The organism is Streptomyces sp. NPDC005963, assembly GCF_040638655.1.
In the GTDB taxonomy this organism is placed as follows: Bacteria; Actinomycetota; Actinomycetes; order Streptomycetales; family Streptomycetaceae; genus Streptomyces.
Genome location: NZ_JBEXVD010000002.1, coordinates 287,673 through 305,540 on the forward strand (window position 1 = coordinate 287,673; position 17,868 = coordinate 305,540).

Here is a 17,868-nt window from a genome sequence, read left to right on the forward strand (position 1 = left end):
GGGCGAGACTCGGAGGGCTCTCTGGAGACACGTTAGAGGCTTAGGGGTCCGGGGGTGCTCGTGGGGCGTACGAGTCCCAGGAGGGCGGTGTGAGGGCGTTCTCGCCCCCTTCCGTACGCCTTGGGGGAACGTCGACCGCAGGAGTATGGGTGGATGCGCCCCTGAGATGGGCTGCTCCGAGGCCCGATGCGAGCCGGGGTTTGACCACCGGCCTACTCGTGGAGGGAAGTGCGCTCCCCTCGGGAGAGCTACGCCCCGCAGTGGGAGAGAACGGTCAAGGTCAGGAACCGGCCGACTCACAACGGCGCGAAATCATCCTCCGGAGGGCCGAAGCCGGCTCGCCCACCCGCCCACGTGCCTGGCCGGCTTCGACAGGCTTCGGCGGGCGACGAAACAGCCGAGAACGGAAGAACGGCCGGGTACGACCCCTGAAGCGAGGTCATACCCGGCCGTTTCAGACCGTGCGGAGCGGCGGTGCTCCGGCGATTTCTCCCGCCGCTCCGGACGTGCCAGCCGCTCTAGGGCCCTTCTTTCGGATCTTGCTGGGCTCGCGTGCCCTGGCACCGCGCCTCGCCGCGTTGTCGTCAATCACCAATGCTCCGCAGTGATTCACTCCTCCGCCTTGCGATCCACGGCACCAGACCCCGCTCCCTGATCCAGCCTGACCCAAAAGAAAGACCCTAGCCGTGCTTGGCGCGGGAAGCCGCACGGGCACGCTCGCGCCCGTCCAGGTTCACCTTGCGGATGCGGACCGCCTCCGGAGTCACCTCGACGCACTCGTCATCGCGGCAGAACTCCAGCGACTGCTCCAGCGAGAGCTTGCGCGGCGGGACGATCGCCTCGAAGGAGTCGGCGGAGGAGGAGCGCATGTTGGTGAGCTTCTTCTCCTTGGTGATGTTGACGTCCATGTCGTCGGAGCGGGAGTTCTCGCCGACGATCATGCCCTCGTAGACCTCGGTGCCCGGCTCGGTGAAGAGCACACCGCGCTCCTGGAGGTTGGTCATCGCGAACGCGGTGACGGCACCGGAGCGGTCGGCGACCAGGGAGCCGTTGTTGCGCGTGCTGAGAGTGCCGAACCACGGCTCGTGACCCTCGTGGATGGAGTGGGCGATGCCGGTGCCGCGGGTGTTCGTCAGGAACTCCGTACGGAAGCCGATCAGACCTCGGGACGGAACAACGAACTCCATCCGGACCCAGCCCGAGCCGTGGTTGGACATGTTGTCCATCCGGCCCTTGCGGACTCCCATGAGCTGGGTGACCGCGCCCATGTGCTCCTCGGGAACGTCGATCGTCATCCGCTCGACGGGCTCGTGAACCTTGCCCTCGACCTCCTTGGTGACCACCTGCGGCTTGCCGATGGTCAGCTCGAAGCCCTCGCGGCGCATCTGCTCGACCAGGATGGCCAGCGCCAGCTCACCACGGCCCTGCACCTCCCAGGCGTCCGGCCGCTCGGTCTCCAGGACGCGGAGCGAGACATTGCCGACGAGCTCGCGGTCGAGGCGGTCCTTCACCTGGCGCGCGGTGACCTTGCGGTCCTTGACCGCGGCCTTGTTGTCGGCGCCCTTGCCGGTGCCACCACGGCCGACCAGCGGCGAGGTGTTCGTACCCACCGTCATGGAGATCGCCGGCTCGTCCACCGTGATCAACGGCAGCGCGATCGGGTTCTCCGGGTCAGCCAGCGTCTCGCCGATCATGATGTCGGGGATGCCGGCCACGGCGCAGATGTCACCGGGACCCGCCACCTCGGCAGGCTTGCGGGTCAGGGCCTCGGTCATCATCAGCTCGCTGATGCGGACGTTGGACACGGTGCCGTCGCGCTTGATCCAGGCCACGGTCTGGCCCTTGCGCAGCTCGCCCTGCTCCACGCGGAGCAGCGCGATGCGGCCGAGGAAGTTGTCGGCGTCCAGGTTGGTGACGTGGGCCTGGAGCGGCGCGGACTCGTCGAACTCGGGGGCCGGAACCGTCTGCAGGATGGTGGAGAAGAACGGCTCCAGGCTGTCGCTGTCCGCCGGAACCGTGCCGTCGGCGGGCTTGGTCAGCGAGGCGACGCCGTCACGGGCGCAGGCGTAGACGATGGGGAACTCGATCTGGTCCTCGTCGGCGTCCAGGTCGAGGAAGAGGTCGTAGGTCTCGTTGACGACCTCGTCGATCCGGGAGTCAGGACGGTCCGTCTTGTTGATGCAGAGAATGACGGGCATCCGGGCCTGAAGGGCCTTGCGGAGGACGAAGCGGGTCTGCGGCAGCGGACCCTCGGAGGCGTCGACCAGCAGGACGACCGCGTCGACCATGGACAGACCGCGCTCGACCTCGCCGCCGAAGTCGGCGTGACCGGGGGTGTCGATGATGTTGATCGTGATGGGCGCACCCCCCGCCTTGGGGTGGTACTTCACCGCCGTGTTCTTGGCGAGGATCGTGATGCCCTTCTCACGCTCCAGGTCGTTCGAGTCCATCACCCGGTCGTCGACGTGCTGGTGCGCGGCGAAGGCGCCGGCCTGCTTCAGCATGGCGTCGACCAGGGTGGTCTTGCCGTGGTCGACGTGGGCGACGATGGCGACGTTACGGATGTCGTGGCGCGTGGGCATGACTGGCTGGCGCTTCTCTCGATCGTGGGATGCGGCGTTTTCCTCTGTACGCCCCGCCGGGGCAGACGCGCCACGGCTTTGTCCCATGGTACGGGGCTGTTGCGTCCGGGGCTTCCCGGACCGATCAGAGAGGGAGTTCCGCAGGTGGGGCGGGTGGACCGCAAGGGTTCGGGGGCTGGGAAGCGTCGATCGGGTCGAACCACCGGTCAAGGGGTGGAGATGACCTTGCCCGCCGGTGGTCCCGGCGGGCAAGGAGTTGAGGGAGCTCTGAGATTGTGGGGGAGCGTTGTGACCCGTGCCTCAAGGCCGTGCCTCAAGGTCGGGCCTCAAGGTCGGGCCTCTCCGACCCGTTTGACCAGCGATGACACGGCAGGGGCGCCGGTCGGCCGTTGGCCGTCGGGGCCCGCGGACACCGTCGTCCGCCGCTACCGCTGCACAGCGTCCACGGACCCCGCCGCCGGTACGGACCCCTTGGCGAAGCCGATGTCCTGGTAGCGCGGAGTGGCGAACCCGAACGCTCCCGCATTGCGGACGCTCGGCTTGGCGGCGACCAGTTCCGGGCGCTGGTAGAGGGGGATGGACCCGGCGGCGGCCCAGATCCGGGCGTCTGCCCGGCGCATCAGGTCGCGCGCGGTGTCCTCGTCGAGTTCCGCCGCCGCCTGGTCGAAGAGCTGGTCGATGTGGTCCGTACCGACGCGGGTGTAGTTCTGCTCGACCAGGAGCGATCCGTCGCTCGCGGGCTCGGGCTTGGCGTAGATGGGGCGGGCGTCGGTGGCGGGGTAGGCGGTGGCCGGCCAGGAGTAGAGCGCCAGGTGGTAGTTCCCCGAGGCGATGTGGTCGCGGAAATAGCTCTCGTCGGCGACCTTGACGATCTCCGTCCGGATGCCGATCCGGTCCAACATGCGCACGATCTTGTTGCCGACCGTGCGCAACGCCTCCGAGCCGGGGCCCGAGGGCAGGACGAACCGGAGGGAGAGCGCCTTGCCGTCCTTGCCCAGCTGGCCGCCCGCGGCGACGGGTGCCGCCGTACCGGCCGGTGCGTACGCACCCGCTTGGCCGCCCGGCTGGCGCTGCGCCCCGGCGGCGCCGTCAGCGCGGCGCTGCATCGACAGGTCCTGGAAGTCCACCGGAGCGGGGGCGAGGACATGGGTGCGGTCGCTGCCCACGGCGGCGGCACCGATGCCCTCAGCCTTGCCGTCCTTGCCGTCCTTCTCGTCGCCGACGATGTAGAGGCCCTCGTTGGACGGGGTGTCCACGGCCCGGTTCCCCGCCTTCGCAGCGTGATTGTCCTGAGCCTTGCCGTCGTCGGCGGTCGAGGTGGCGCTGGCGGCCTTGCTGCGGTCGTTCTTGCCGGCGTCGTGCGTGCCTGCGTCGTTCTTGCCGTCGTCCGGGGCCTTCTCCGCGGGCACGCGGGACGTGTCGGACTGATCGGCCGGGCTGTCCACCCGCTCGCCGCCCGCCTTGGCGGGTTCAGGCCTGGTGAGCGCCCCGCCGGGCACCCAACCGGCGTCGGCGAGGAGAGCCTGTGCCTCCTGGGTGTTCTGTTCGCCGAGCGCTCCGCTGTTGTCGGTGTACGCGCGCTGCCCGGCCAGGGCCAAGTGGCTGCCGGGCGGGACGGCCGGGAGCCCAAGCGGGCGGAGCACCGTTTCGGCGAGTTCCTTGCGGTCCAGCGCCCGGGCGACGGCGCGGCGGACGCGGTCGTCGGCGAGCGGGCCGGTCTCGCCGTTCAGTGCGAGTTGGGTGAACGCCGGCTCCAGCGACTTGCGGACCGTGTAGCGGGTCAGCCCCCGCTGTTCGGCTGCGTACACGTCGATCGCGCGGGCGGTCCGCAACCGGGCGGCCTGCGCCTTCTCCGCGGCTTCCGGGTCGGAACCGTGGGCCAGTGCCCAGGACAACAGCGCGTCGGACGGGGTGACGGCGGCTGCCGGGCCATGGGCGAGTTCCCGGGCGCTCTGCTCGGCGTTGGTCGCGGACTGCGCTCCCTGCGCGGGCGGCTGGCCGTCGGTGCGCGGGCGGGCTGCGCCGCCGGCGCCCTCTCGGTGCTGCTGGCCGGCGGCGCCCCGGTCGCGCTTGGCCAGGGCGATGCGTTCCGCCGTGCCGCGGTCGATCTCGGCGACGTCCACCTTGCCCGCGGCGAGGGCGGCGGCCCGCTCCGCACGCGGCACGGCGGTGAGCACCAGTTGGTTGAGCTTGGCCGGCTCGCCCCACCAGCGGGGGTTGCGTTCGAGTACCGCGGTGCCCGCCTTGCGGTCGACGGCGCCCAGTCGGAACGGTCCCGCGGTGGCCTTGAGGGTCTTGCGGGCACCGTCGTTGAAGGCGTCGGGGCTGGCGGTCACCTGCTTGGGGTACAGCGGTGTGAAGAGGGACTGCCAGTCCGCGTAGGGCTTCTTGAAGGTGACCTTGACCTCCAGGTCGTTGGCGCCCCTCTGGATCTCCTCGATGCGCTCGTACCCCGCGTTGCGCGCGGTCCAGTACGCGGTGTCGCGACCGCTGAGCGCGCGCCACTGGGCGGCGAAGTCGGGGGCCCCGATCTCGCGGCCGTCGCTCCAGACCGCTCGTTGGTTGAGCTTGTAGAGCACGACCTGCTTGGGTTCCCGGGCCACGACCGCGGCGGATTCCACATAGTCGGGATTGCGCTGGGGGCGGCCTTTGGTGTCGAGGGTGAAGAGGGCGGGCAGCACGGCTCCCGCAATCCGGGAGGTCGCGGCGTCGGCGTCCGCCTGGAAGGTGTTCAGGGTGGTGGGGACGGCGTCGATCGCCCATCTCAGGCTGCCGCCGTGGCCGACGCCTTCGCGTGCCGTTGGGGCGATGTCCTGGGGCGCTGCTTGGCCGGTGCCCTCGTCGTCGGCGGTGCAGCCGGCCAGTGCGGGTACGACGAGCGCTCCGCAGGCGAGGAGGGCGAGAGCTCGGCTTGTGCGGTGGGCGGTGCCGCGCGGACGGCGGCCCCGGCTGGTCGGCCGCGCCCCTTCGGGCGCGGGCGACGCGTCCGCGCGGAGTCGGACTGCTGATTCCGTTTGGGTCCGCTGGGCATCGATCGGCGGATGCGGTCCGCCCTGTGCTGCGGCTGTTTCGACGGCGGGTGGGGAGGCGGCCCCGGCCGCGCCGGCCGAGGGTTCGGCGGGGGGCGCGGACGTCTCCGAAGGCTCGGTGGCCCCGGGGGTCCTGGCGGCCAGGAAAGTCCGGGAGCGGGCCCTTCCGCTCGGCTCGTCGGCCTGGGGCATGAGCTTTACCTCTTCATCCTATTTCATGGCATTTGGGATGATCACACCGATTCCGGCTCACTGAAGTGGAGAGGGAGCGTCCAGGGGCGCAGACACGGCGTCGACACCCCGAAAAGTCACCCGTGCGGCGCAATGGGCGACTCCGCGCAACCAGAAATATTCCAAGAAAACAGCAGAATAGGGACAAAACCATCAAGGGTGCGTCGACCACGTCCGCGATGAGAGGGGATGAGAATCCCGCTCGTCCCCTTCCCAAGGGGGATGCGAGGCGCAACACTCGCAGGCGCATGAACGACGCCACCCGCACCCTGCGGAAGTGAGGGCAAGTCATGTCCCAGCAGGTAGATCTGACGACCATTCAGCAACAGCTCGACGAGCTGGCCCACCGCGTCCACGAGCTGGAACGAACCGTCGATCGACTGAGTGGCGCAGGCGACCGGCGACACGGTTCGACCTCGGCCCCCGGGCACAGGCCGACGGACCGCGTCGACCTGGTCACCATCCCCGACGTTCCGTACGACAACACGCTGTGGACGGACTCGGACGACGAGGGTCTGGGCGTCCGTGACAGGCGTGCTCCCTGATCCGGCCTGGCCGAAAGGCAGGCCCTAGGAGACCTCGTTGGCCACTGGTACCGAACCGACACAAGTCCATACCGGCGTGCACGGCCCCACGCGTGCCGCCATCGGCCCCCGCCATCTGCGGACCGACCGATGGTGGCTCGCACCGGGCCTGACCGCGGGCGGACTGCTCGCATTCATCATCTATTCGACCTGGCGCGCATTCGCCAACGCGGACTACTACGCGGCACCGTACGTATCGCCGTTCTACTCACCGTGCCTCGCGGAGAACTGCGAGCCCATGAAGGGCGGCCCCAACTGGGAGATCCTCGGCAGTTGGTGGGGCCTCTCCCCCGCCCTGCTGATCCTGATCTTCCCCCTCGGCTTCCGGCTGACCTGCTACTACTACCGCAAGGCCTACTACCGGGGCTTCTGGGCCTCGCCCCCGGCCTGCGCGGTCGCCGAGCCCCACAAGAAGTACTCGGGCGAGACCCGCTTCCCGCTGATCTTCCAGAACATGCACCGGTACTTCTTCTACGCGGCCATCCCGGTCGCCGGAATCCTCACCTATGACACGGTGCTCACCTTCCGCGACGAGAACTACGAGTGGGGCCACATGGGTCTCGGCACACTCGTCTTCCTCGTCAACATCGTGCTCATCTGGGCCTACACGCTCTCCTGCCACTCCTGCCGGCACATCATCGGCGGCCGGCTGAAGCACTTCTCCAAGCATCCGGTGCGCTATCGCATGTGGGGCTGGGTCGGCAGGCTCAACGAGCACCACATGCTGCTCGCCTGGGCCTCGCTGATCAGCGTCGGACTCTGCGACTTCTACGTGTATCTGATCGCGTCCGGTGCCTTCGACGATCCGAGGTTGTTCTGAGATGACAGAGCTGGAACGACAGCAGTGGGACGTCGTGATCGTCGGCGCGGGCGGCGCCGGTCTGCGGGCGGCCATCGAGGCGCGCGAGCAGGGCGCCCGTACGGCCGTGATCTGCAAGTCCCTGTTCGGCAAGGCCCACACGGTGATGGCCGAGGGCGGAATTGCCGCCTCCATGGGCAATGTGAACTCCGGAGACAACTGGAAGGTGCACTTCCGCGACACCATGCGCGGAGGGAAGTTCCTCAACCAGTGGCGGATGGCCGAACTCCACGCCCAGGAGGCCCCCGACCGGGTCTGGGAACTGGAGACCTGGGGCGCGCTCTTCGACCGCACCCACGACGGAAAGATCTCCCAGCGGAACTTCGGCGGGCACGAGTACCCCCGACTCGCCCACGTCGGCGACCGCACCGGCCTTGAGCTCATCCGCACCCTCCAACAGAAGATCGTCTCGCTGCAACAGGAGGACGAGGCCGAGTTCGGCGACTACGAGGCGCGGCTCAAGGTCTTCCAGGAGTGCACGGTCACCCGCATCCTCAAGGACGGCGACCGGGTCTCCGGCACCTTCTGCTACGAGCGCGAGACCGGCCGCTTCTTCGTCCTGGAGGCCCCGGCGGTCGTCCTCGCCACCGGCGGCATCGGCAAGTCCTTCAAGGTGACGTCCAACTCCTGGGAGTACACGGGGGACGGACACGCACTCGCACTCCTCGCGGGCGCGCCACTGCTCAACATGGAGTTCGTGCAGTTCCACCCGACCGGAATGGTCTGGCCGCCCTCGGTGAAGGGCATCCTCGTCACCGAGTCGGTCCGCGGAGACGGCGGAGTGCTGCGCAACTCCGAAGGCAAGCGGTTCATGTTCGAGTACATCCCCGATGTCTTCAAGGAGAAGTACGCGCAGACGGAGGAGGAGGGCGACCGCTGGTACGAGGACCCGGACAACAACCGCCGCCCGCCGGAACTGCTACCGCGCGACGAGGTCGCCCGGGCCATCAACTCCGAGGTGAAGGCCGGCCGCGGCTCACCGCACGGCGGAGTGTTCCTCGACGTCTCGACCCGGATGCCTGCCGATGTCATCCGGCGCCGACTGCCGTCGATGTACCACCAGTTCAAGGAACTCGCGGACGTGGACATCACCGCCGAGGCCATGGAAGTGGGTCCCACCTGCCACTATGTGATGGGCGGGATCGCGGTCGAGTCCGAGAGCGCTGCGGCCGTCGGGGTACCCGGGCTGTTCGCAGCGGGCGAGGTCGCGGGCGGTATGCACGGCTCCAACCGACTGGGCGGCAACTCCCTCTCCGACCTCCTGGTCTTCGGCCGCCGCGCGGGACTGCACGCCGCCGAGCACGCGGCGGCGCTCGTCTCCCGTCCCGCCGTGGACGAGGCGCAGATCGACGCGGCGGCTGCCGAGGCGCTACGGCCGTTCCGGGCGGAGGCCCAGCCGGGTGGTGCGCAGCCGGAGAATCCGTACACGCTCCACCAGGAGCTCCAGCAGACGATGAACGACCTGGTCGGCATCATCCGGCGCGGTGGGGAGATGGAACAGGCGCTGGACAAGCTCGGTGATCTGCGTGGCCGGGCCCGGCGGGCGGGGGTCGAGGGACACCGCCAGTTCAACCCCGGCTGGCACCTCTCGCTGGATCTGCGGAACATGCTGCTGGTCAGCGAGTGCATCGCCCGGGCGGCGCTGGAGCGTACCGAGAGCCGCGGCGGCCACACCCGCGAGGACTGTCCCACGATGGAACGCGAGTGGCGACCGGTGAACCTGCTGTGCCGACTGGTCGATCCCACCGGAAGTCCGGCGGCCGATCCACGGCAGGGACAGATCGCCCTGGAACGCCGTGCCACCGAACCCATCCGTCCGGACCTGCTCGCTCTCTTCGAGAAGGAAGAGTTGGTCAAGTACCTCTCCGAAGAGGAGCTCTACCAGTGAGTGCGACGGCTTCCACCCAGTACACGGCGCACTTCCGGGTGTGGCGGGGCGATCAGGACGGCGGGCAGTTGGAGGACTTCGCCGTCGAGGTCCACGAGGGCGAAGTGGTGCTCGACATCATCCATCGCCTCCAGGCCACGCAGGCGTCGGACCTCGCGGTCCGCTGGAACTGCAAGGCCGGCAAGTGCGGTTCGTGTAGCGCCGAGATCAACGGCCGACCGCGGTTGCTCTGTATGACCCGGATGTCCGTCTTCACCCGCGAGGAGACGATCACGGTGACGCCGCTGCGGGCGTTCCCCGTGGTGCGCGATCTGGTGACGGACGTGTCCTTCAACTACACCAAGGCGCGCGAGGTGCCGTCGTTCGTACCGCCTCCCGGGGTGGCGGCGGGCGAGTACCGGATGCAGCAGGTGGACGTGGACCGCTCGCAGGAGTTCCGCAAGTGCATCGAGTGCTTCCTGTGCCAGGACACCTGCCATGTGGTGCGTGACCACGAGGAGAACAAGGAGGCGTTCGCCGGACCGCGGTTCCTGATGCGGGTGGCCGAGCTGGACATGCATCCGCTGGACGCCGCGGCCCAGACCGGCCTCGACCGTAAGAAGACCGCGCAGGACGAACACGGTCTCGGGTACTGCAACATCACCAAATGTTGTACGGAGGTCTGCCCCGAGGGCATCAAGATCACGGACAATGCGCTCATTCCCCTGAAGGAACGCGCCGTGGACCGCAAGTACGACCCGTTGGTGTGGCTCGGCAGCAAGATCGGCCGGCGGCCGGGCGCGCGGGGCTGAGGCGACGAGCGTGGCTCGGGGTCCCGTGCGGCCCCGAGCCACACTCGCCCACGGCCGCTGAAGACATCGCCTACCCCGTCTGGCCTCCGTCGGCTCGCGAGCCATAAAAGCCGGGCATAGCCTCCCGAATGTGACCCGAATAGCCCTTCGGACGCTGCTGGCCGTGCTGGTGGCGGCATGGTGGCTGATCGTGCCCGCCGAACCGACCGCTCGGGCCGACGGCCCCGTCGTCCTGGAGCGCCAGGGTCAGATCACCGATCGGGTGGACGCACTCGGTGACCGCCGCGCGGGCGTCGCGCAGGCCCTCGAACGGCTCGACCGCCAAGAGCGGCTCCAACTCTTCGTCGTCTACGTACACGACTTCTCCGGCCGTCCGGCCCAGGAGTGGGCCGACGCCACCGCACGCCGCAACGGCCTCGGGCAGAGCGATGCCCTGCTGGCCGTGGCCACGCGCGATCGGCAGTACACGTACTGGGTGCCCGCGGACTCGCCCCTGACGGACGCCCGACTCTCCGAGGTCGCCGCGGTGGCCATCGAGCCTCCCCTACGACAGAACGACTGGGCCGGCGCCGCCATCGGGGCGGCGAACGGCTACGCCGCCGCACTGAGCGACCGACCGGTGCCCACGCCCGTCATCACACCCGGTGATCCCGACCCCGGCGGATCGGCATCCGGCGTGGACGCCGGCGATCTGGTGCTGCCCCTCGTGCTCGTGGGCGGAGCGGGGGCGATCGGCGCCTACGCCTGGGCGAGACGCCGACGGCGCACAACCACCCGGACGACTCCACAGGGCGATCGGGGTTGGGCGGGCGGCGGCGCTCCTGCACCAACGCCCCTGCCCGAACTGGACCAGGAGGCCAGGAAGGCGCTCGTCGAGACCGACGACGCCGTACGCACCAGCCAGGAGGAGTTGGGCTTCGCTGCGGCCCAGTTCGGTGACGCCGCGGCCAGGCCCTTCCAGGAGGCGGTGACGTACGCCAAGGACGAGTTGACCGCGGCCTTCCGGCTGCGCCAACAACTCGACGACGCCCATCCCGAGGACGACGACACCCGGCGGCACATGCTGGACGAGATCCTCGCCCGGTGCGCCGACGCCAATCGACGACTGGACGCCGAAGCCGACGCCTTCGACCGGCTGCGCGCCCTGGAGCAGAACGCCCCGCAGGCACTGGCCGCCGCGGAAGCCGCCTTCGCCGACCTCGACGGACGGGTGATCACCACCGAAGCCACGCTGTCCGTGATGCGCGAACGGTACGCGCCCTCGGCCTCCTCACCGGTCGCCGCCGACGCCGACCAGGCCAAGGAACGGCTCGTCTTCGCGCGGGCCGGGCTCGACCGGGCCCGTACGTCGATCGAGGCGGACGACAGGGGCACGGCAGCCGTCCACGTACGAGCCGTGGAAGGGGCGCTGGACCAGGCCGGCCGACTGATGGAAGCGGTGGACCGGCGGGCCAGGGAACTCGCCGAGGCAGCGGGCAAACTGCCCGGCGCACTCAGTGAGACCGACAGCGACCTGGCCGAAGCCGGAGGTCTGTTGAAGGGGACCGGACCGGGTGAGCCGACGGCGGCCCTTCAGGGCCGCATCGCCAGGGCGGAATCGGTGGCGGCCGAAGTGCGGGCGGAGATGGCGGCAGGGCCCTACGACCCCATCGACGCGCTCCGGCGGGTGGAGGAGGCGGATGCGGCACTCGACGCCTCGTTGGCGGGGGCACGGGAGAACGAAGAGGGCGGACGGCGGGCCAGAGCGCTGTTGGAACAGGCCACCCTCACGGCCCGCTCCTCGATCGGCGCCGCAGTCGACTACATCACCACGCACCGCGGTGCGGTGGGCAGCGAAGCCAGGACCCGCCTCGCGGAGGCCCAGCGCCGACTGGCGCACTCGGCGGAGCTCGCCGGTCCCGATGCCGCAGCGGGCGGTGGTGGGAACCCGCAAGCCGCACTCGCCGAGGCCCAGCAGGCCGATGCGCTGGCCCGTCGGGCACAGGACCTGGCCGAGGACGACGTCAGGGGATTCGGGAACCGATTCGGGCCGGGCGGTGTACCAGGGGCAGGAAGCGCAGGAGGAGGACTCGGGGGCGCGGTGCTCGGCGGGATCCTCCTCGGCGGACTGCTCGGCGGTGGAAGGGGTGGGGGCTATGGCGGCGGCATGGGGGGCGGCTTCGGCGGCGGTCCCGGGAGTTTCGGCGGTGGGGGCACACGCGGCCGGATGGGCGGGGGGCGGTTCTGATGCACCGGGTCCCGGGTCACAGCGCCGGGGCGTCCCACCTCAGTGCTGGGCAGGCTCCCCCCGGGGGCCGTTCTCCTGGGTCGGGGCCATGCACCGGGCACCCGTCCCTTCGGTCGGGGCACTGCACCCGCAGCCAGCGCGTACGACGGACGAGGAAGCCATCGCCGGAAGGCGTCCAGCACCCCCCTCAAGGAGATGTGCCATGACCAAACAGACCATCCTCGGCCGGGTGACCCAGTTGGCGAAGGCCAACATCAACGCCCTGATCGACCAGGCGGAAGACCCGCAGAAGATGCTCGACCAACTGATCAGGGACTACACCAACAACATCAGCGAGGCGGAGCAGGCGGTGGCGGGCACCATCGGCAATCTGCGGCTGATGGAGCAGGACCACAAGGAGGACGTGGCGGCGGCGCGGGACTGGGGGGACAAGGCGCTGGCCGCCAGCAAGAAGGCCGACGCCCTGAGGGTCGAAGGGCAGGGTGCGGACGCCGACACCTTCGACCGTCTCGCCAAGGTGGCCCTCCAACGACAGTTGCAGTCCGAGAAGGAGGCGCGCACGGCGGAGCCGACGATCGCCTCCCAGACGGACGTGGTCGAGAAGTTGAAGAGCGGACTCGACGAGATGAAGATCAAACTCGGCGAGCTCCAGTCGAAGCGGGACGAACTGGTGGCCCGCTCACGGACTGCGTACGCCCAGAACCAGATGATGGACGCGGTGAAGAGCATCAACGTGCTCGATCCCAGCAGCGAGATTTCACGGTTCGAGGACAAGGTGCGTCGCGAGGAGGCCAGGGCACTGGGCAAACAGGAACTGGCCGCGTCCTCGCTGGACGCCCAGTTCGAACAGTTGGACAGCCTCGGGGACACGGCGGAGGTGGAAGCCCGACTGGCGGCCCTCAAGGCCGCCTCCTAGCGTCTTTCTTTTGGATCAGGCTGGATCAGGGAGCGGGGTCTGGGACGAGGTGCCCGGGAGGCGTGCGGTCCCGGGCTCGCTGGAAGGGCGGGGTCTGTCGTCCGGCGAGCCCGTCGGCGGTGGGGAGGCCGATCAGAACATGCTGAGCAGTTGCTCCACGGTGGGTTCGGCGGCCGGTCCGTCGTCCGGCAGGGCCAGTTCGAACCAGACGGTCTTGCCGCGGGGCGTCCGGCGCGAGCCCCAGCCTGCGCTGAGCATGCCCACCAGTTGGAGGCCCCGGCCGCCTTCGTCGGTGTCCCGCGCCCTTCGGCGTCGCGGCTGGACCAGCCCCGCGTCCCACACCTCACAGACCAGGGTGCGATCGCGCAGCAGCCGAAGCCGAATCTCGCCCTCGCCGTACCTCAGGGCGTTGGTCACAAGCTCGCTCACCAACAGTTCTACGGTGTCGACGAGGGCGTCGAGGTCCCAGGAGAGCAGTTGGCCCCGGGTGAGTTCACGGGCGCGTCCGACCGAGCGCGGCTCGCGCGGCAGTCGCCAGTCACCGACGGCGTCGGCGGGCAGTCCTTGCACCTGGGCCATCAGCAGGGCGATGTCATCCTCGCCGTGCCGGGTGTCGAGCGTGTTCAGCACGTGGTCGCAGACGTCCTCCAACGACTTGGAGACGTCCGCGGGCCGTATCGCCGCCGGCGACCGGTGCCCCGGTGCGGGCCGGGAGGGGTCGGTCAGAGCGGTGCGGAAGGCAAGCAGTCCGTCGTCGAGGGGCTGGTCACGGGATTCGACGAGACCATCGGTGTAGAGGGCGAGGAGTGCTCCTTCCGGGAGCTCGACCTCGACCTCTTCGAAGGGCTCACCGCCGACGCCCAGGGGCATCCCCGGAGGCACGTCGAGCAACAGTGCCTCCTCGCCCGGTTCGACGAGGACGGGCGGCAGATGCCCCGCGTTGGCGAAGGTGCACCGCCGGGTGACCGGGTCGTAGACGGCGTAGACGCAGGTGGCGAGGTACACCTCGGCGAGGTCGGCCTCACGGGACTTATGGGCGACGCGTGCGGACTGCTGGGCGCCGATGGGGCTGCCGAGTCCTCGGGCGACCTCGTCCAGCGCGGAGAGCACCTCCGCGGGTTCCAGGTCGAGCAGTGCCAGGGTCCTGACCGCCGTCCGCAGTTCGCCCATGGCCACCGCCGCCCGCAGTCCCCGCCCCATCACATCGCCGACGACGAGTGCCGTGCGGTGCCCGGGGAGTTCGATGACGTCGAACCAGTCCCCGCCGACTTCGGTCGCGGTGTTGCCGGGGAGGTAGCGACAGGCGATGTCGAGGCCGGCGGCCTCGGGGTCGCCCGGTGGGAGGAGGCTGCGCTGGAGGATCAACGCCCGCTCGTGCTCCCTGCGGTAGAGGCGCGCGTTGTCGATGCAGACCGCGGCACGGGCGGCGAGTTCCGTCGCCAACGCCCGGTCGCGCTCGCCGAAGGGCTCGCTCCCCTTGGCCCGGGAGAACTGCACCAGTCCGACGACCGTGTCGTGGGCCATCATCGGCACGGCGAGCGTGGACTGGACGAGGCTGCCCTCCTCGCCGGGTATCAACTGGACGCGAGCCGCGCGCAGGGCGTTGGCGCACGGCGAGTTGAAGGCGTAGCGGTGGACCTCGCCCACGGAGGTGGGGGTGTTGCCGCGGGAGCCGCAGCCCGGTGTCGTGATCAGGGGGGCGTCGGAGACCGCGCTGGCGAAGGCGACGCGGCGGAGGGTGGCGGTTCCCGCACCGGCGCCTTCGGCGCGCGGGGAGTCCCACCGGCCGGGCGGGGCTTCCTCTCCGGTGAGCAGCCCCTGGTAGAGGTCGACGGACGCGAGGTCGCAGAAGCCGGGGACGGCGACGTCGAGGAGTTCGCGGGCGGTCGTCTCCAGATCGAGCGAGTTGCCGATGCGGGCGCTCGCCTCGTTGAGGAGCGCGAGGTTGCGGCGGGCGTTCGCGGCTTCACGGGCGGCGACATGACGGCGGGTGACATCGGTGCCGATGCCGGCCACGCCGACGGGGCGTCCGGAGCCGCTGTGGACGCGGTAGAGATTGATCGACCAGTGCCTGCGGTCCGTGCTGTTGGGTATCGAGCCCACGAGTTGGAGGTCGATCGCCGGTTCACCGGTCGCGAGGACCCTGCGCAGCGACGCCGTCATCCGGTCCGCTTCGGAGCGGGAGAGGTAGTCGTAGACCGTCCGCCCCCGGTGGTCATCGGCGGAGCCCCCGAAGAGGGTGGCGAAGCGCTGGTTGGCGCGCTGCACCTTGAGGTCGGTGCCGAAGAGGAGAAACCCAAAGGGGGATTGGCCGAAAATGGCCTGCGAGGCAGCGAGATCGGTTTCGATCCGACGCAACGCTTGGACATCGACGACGATACAGAGGGCCGCGCGGGCCCCCGTCTCCGTCTCACTGGGCATCACATAGATCTCGGCTACCCCTTGGGCACCTTCGACTCCCGGCAACCGGTAGGGGACGAGTCCCGTCCACTCCTTGCCGTCGAGGATCTCCGCCACCTGGCGCCGACCGCGCGGGCGCAGCTCAGCGGGGACGAAGACCTCGACCGGGTCCTTGCCCCTGACCTCGGCGGCCGTCATGCCGAAGAGCTCTACCGCACGTTGACTCCACTGATCGATCCGACCGTCAGGACCGATCGAAAAAGAGGCGGCCCTGATGTAGTCATAGATCGAGCCAGGCGGGTTGCTCTGCCATACAACGCTGCCTGTCGACCCAGATATCTCGCTCACGCGACCGTCCCCTCCAGCTCACCGCACCGGACCGGCCATGACCGCAGTATTCAGCACTACGGCGCTGACGGACACGGCGTTCACGATCACAGCACGGTCTCGTTCATTTTGCGCCGTACGAGCTGTGATCGTTGTCCCTTCACACTTTTAACCGGCAAGTGCCAGCTCGAACCACACCGTCTTGCCTTCTGTGTCCCGTCTGGTACCCCAGCGGCGGGCGGAACCGGCGACCAGTTGGAGGCCCCGACCGCCCTCGTCATCGTGGGCGGCGACCCGTTCGGTGGGGGGATCGGGCAGGGGGTCGGAGACCTCGACCAGCAGGGAGGGAGGGCCCTCGACCGGTTCCCGGTGGGCGACCCGGACGCCGATCGGCCCCGAGGCATAGCGCAGGGAGTTGGTCACCAGTTCGCTGACCAGCAGGACGGTCACATCGCGCGTACCGGGGTCCAGCCCCCAGGCGTTCAAGGTGTCGCGAACGGCGTGGCGTGCGGTGCGTACGGCGTTGGCCTCGGCAGGGAAGGTCCACTCGGCGCGTGCGCCGTCAATGTCGATCACGCCGCTCACTTCCCGGATCGCAGCAGACTCGCACCCCTCTCAACGGGGTTAACCAGCACATACCCGGTATTTGGTGTGGGATATCGCGATAAGCCACTTAAACGGCATGTCGCTGATGCACTTGGCGTAGGGGATGAGCGGCACCCGCCATGCCGGACGCGGTGTCGTCGCCGACTGCGTCGAGGGCTCTCACCTGGGGAGGGCTGCCGGAAGTCGAGGAGCCGTCACCCCCGGCGGGATGTGGGAGTGGCCCACCCCTTCGATACGCGGCCCCGCGCACCCGTCCAGCGCAATCCACGAGCGCCCTTCCCGCCGAGGACCGACGGTCGAGTCGTCATCCATTGCCGGACAAGGGGCGCAGGTCGCCACTCAGACCGAGCGCCCATCGCCTTCGACCGGGAACGCGTCGCGGGTTTGACGCAACTGACGTGCTGCTTCGGCCACGGCCGGGCGGTCCTGGTCGAGCCAGTCCACGCTGTCGGTCTCATCGGGGAACAACCAGCGCAGGGCGTCGTGGTCTTCCAACGGCTGCGGTTCGCCCGACACCAGTCGCGCTGTCCACACCTGGAGCACATAGCCCGACTTCAACGGCCACTCACCAGGGATCCTGTTGAGGATCTCGGCTTCCACCCCGAGTTCTTCCCGCAGCTCACGCAGGAGTCCGTCCTCGGCACTCTCCCCCGGCTCCAACTTGCCGCCCGGCAACTCCCAGCGACCGGCGACATCCGCGGGGGCGCTGCGCCGTGCGGCGAGCATTCGCCCACCGTCGTATACGGCTGCGGCCACCACCACCACGGGATCAGTCATATGCGGGAGCCTACTGCGCGGGCCACCGGCGGGAGCATTGAACGGTTGAGGGGCACCCCCAAGGAACTGCGGCGACCCGTCCCCGAAGGGGTCGCCGGGTCAGGAGTCAGGGGCACGAAGCATCGACGCGATCGGACCCGTTCAGAACGCCCTGTGCCAGCGGAATGCTCCTCCGCGGGAGCGTCAGCGCAACGCCCCGAGCGAAGCGCGGCGGCAGAGAGAGGCGCCGTTTCAGAGAGTTGTGCGCTCGATCCGCTCAACCCAGTAGACCTGTTTGTGCCCCTTGCTATCGAGCGAGGTGACCATCCGCTGAGCCTCGTCCTCGGTGGCGTACCGGCCGACGCGATAGCGGTTGCCGTTGTCGTCCTCGCGTATGACGAGCCAGGGGAGCACAGCGCTGGTGTCACTCATCGCACTCCTCCTTCGATTGATTCGCACGCCCGTAACCGTGGCCAGGAAACCGCAATGCGCATATGCCCGAGCCTACGCCTGACCTTCACTCAGCGGATACGGGTTTACACAAAGAGGCAGGAAACAGAGGGCGCGCGGTGGTCAGCGCACTCCCTGGAGTCAATCCCAGCACCATGGAGCACTCCCCCGCTCTCCCGCCACCCGCTCCACCACCATGGGGCAGACCGTCTTCAACGAGCA

Annotated in this window: 12 protein-coding genes; 6 read left to right on the forward strand and 6 right to left on the reverse strand. The window is 69.3% G+C overall.

The features are described from left to right. Window positions 1-680: 680 nt before the first annotated feature. Both typA and ABZ348_RS04510 read right to left on the reverse strand, forming a co-directional pair. Entirely contained in the window at window positions 681-2,582 is a 1,902-nt protein-coding gene (gene typA, locus ABZ348_RS04505; protein ID WP_358929239.1) for a translational GTPase TypA, read from the reverse strand. 425 nt (window positions 2,583-3,007) lie between these two features. Then, complete coding sequence (locus tag ABZ348_RS04510) at window positions 3,008-5,803, reverse strand: ABC transporter family substrate-binding protein (RefSeq protein ID WP_358929241.1); 2,796 nt, start codon at window positions 5,801-5,803, stop codon at window positions 3,008-3,010. A 329-nt stretch (window positions 5,804-6,132) separates the two neighbouring features. Here ABZ348_RS04510 and ABZ348_RS04515 point away from each other — a divergent pair, with 329 nt between their 5' ends. The 6 genes from ABZ348_RS04515 to ABZ348_RS04540 all read left to right on the forward strand — a co-directional run bounded on the left by ABZ348_RS04515 (window position 6,133) and on the right by ABZ348_RS04540 (window position 13,107). Continuing rightward, a complete protein-coding gene (locus ABZ348_RS04515) occupies window positions 6,133-6,387 on the forward strand; it encodes a hypothetical protein (protein WP_358929243.1) in 255 nt (84 codons plus the stop codon). A gap of 37 nt (window positions 6,388-6,424) precedes the next feature. Further along, window positions 6,425-7,246 carry a hypothetical protein gene (locus ABZ348_RS04520; protein WP_358929245.1) on the forward strand — a complete coding sequence of 274 codons (822 nt, stop codon included), beginning with the start codon at window positions 6,425-6,427 and terminating at the stop codon, window positions 7,244-7,246. A gap of 1 nt (window position 7,247) precedes the next feature. Beyond that, window positions 7,248-9,173, forward strand: a complete 1,926-nt coding sequence (locus tag ABZ348_RS04525; RefSeq protein ID WP_358929247.1) for a fumarate reductase/succinate dehydrogenase flavoprotein subunit — start codon at window positions 7,248-7,250, stop codon at window positions 9,171-9,173. Further along, window positions 9,170-9,964 carry a succinate dehydrogenase/fumarate reductase iron-sulfur subunit gene (locus tag ABZ348_RS04530; RefSeq protein WP_358929249.1) on the forward strand — a complete coding sequence of 265 codons (795 nt, stop codon included), beginning with the start codon at window positions 9,170-9,172 and terminating at the stop codon, window positions 9,962-9,964. Before ABZ348_RS04525 ends, ABZ348_RS04530 begins: the two co-directional genes overlap by 4 nt. A gap of 130 nt (window positions 9,965-10,094) precedes the next feature. Next, window positions 10,095-12,191, forward strand: a complete 2,097-nt coding sequence (locus tag ABZ348_RS04535; RefSeq protein WP_358929251.1) for a TPM domain-containing protein — start codon at window positions 10,095-10,097, stop codon at window positions 12,189-12,191. 202 nt (window positions 12,192-12,393) lie between these two features. Beyond that, the gene (locus tag ABZ348_RS04540) at window positions 12,394-13,107 is read left to right on the forward strand and encodes a PspA/IM30 family protein (RefSeq protein WP_358929253.1); all 714 of its coding nucleotides are present in this window, start codon (window positions 12,394-12,396) and stop codon (window positions 13,105-13,107) included. A 132-nt stretch (window positions 13,108-13,239) separates the two neighbouring features. Here the strand turns inward: ABZ348_RS04540 and ABZ348_RS04545 are convergent, their stop codons facing one another. From ABZ348_RS04545 to ABZ348_RS04560, 4 genes are all read right to left on the reverse strand, one after another. Further along, the gene (locus tag ABZ348_RS04545; RefSeq protein WP_358929255.1) at window positions 13,240-15,855 is read right to left on the reverse strand and encodes a SpoIIE family protein phosphatase; all 2,616 of its coding nucleotides are present in this window, start codon (window positions 15,853-15,855) and stop codon (window positions 13,240-13,242) included. Between the two features lie 147 nt (window positions 15,856-16,002). Then, the gene (locus ABZ348_RS04550) at window positions 16,003-16,419 is read right to left on the reverse strand and encodes an ATP-binding protein (RefSeq protein WP_358929257.1); all 417 of its coding nucleotides are present in this window, start codon (window positions 16,417-16,419) and stop codon (window positions 16,003-16,005) included. Between the two features lie 360 nt (window positions 16,420-16,779). After that, window positions 16,780-17,217: a (deoxy)nucleoside triphosphate pyrophosphohydrolase gene (locus tag ABZ348_RS04555; RefSeq protein ID WP_358929259.1), complete on the reverse strand. Its 438-nt coding sequence runs from the start codon at window positions 17,215-17,217 to the stop codon at window positions 16,780-16,782. Between the two features lie 231 nt (window positions 17,218-17,448). Next, window positions 17,449-17,628 carry an SPOR domain-containing protein gene (locus ABZ348_RS04560; protein WP_329022951.1) on the reverse strand — a complete coding sequence of 60 codons (180 nt, stop codon included), beginning with the start codon at window positions 17,626-17,628 and terminating at the stop codon, window positions 17,449-17,451. Window positions 17,629-17,868: the final 240 nt, after the last annotated feature.